Source organism: Bradyrhizobium sp. Kon69 (assembly GCF_055807515.1).
This window is the reverse complement of sequence record NZ_JBVVOS010000423.1, coordinates 1-259: the sequence shown is the minus strand read 5'-3', so window position 1 is coordinate 259 and position 259 is coordinate 1. Positions and strand designations below refer to the sequence as shown.

The window sequence follows — 259 nt, the reverse complement described above, 5'->3', positions numbered from 1 at the left end:
ATGTTAGTTCATTACCTCGGGCATATTTGTACTATCGGTCACAGTTAAATTTTATAGGTGGTTTAGGAGTTATTGTTCTGGCGGTTGCTGTATTGCCATTATTGGGTATTGGTGGTGCAAAGCTTTATCAGTCAGAAATGCCGGGGCCATTTAAGGATGACAAACTCACTCCCCGCCTGGCCGATACGTCACGGACACTGTGGATAACTTATTCTTTATTAGGTATTGCTTGTATTGTCTGTTATAGACTTGCAGGAAT

General features: G+C 41.7%; 1 protein-coding gene. It reads left to right on the top strand.

Annotated elements, in window-relative coordinates; translation table 11 throughout:
- Nucleotides 1–259: potassium transporter TrkG (locus AC0L3U_RS39655; RefSeq protein WP_473365158.1), on the top strand; the 259-nt coding region annotated here is incomplete at both ends.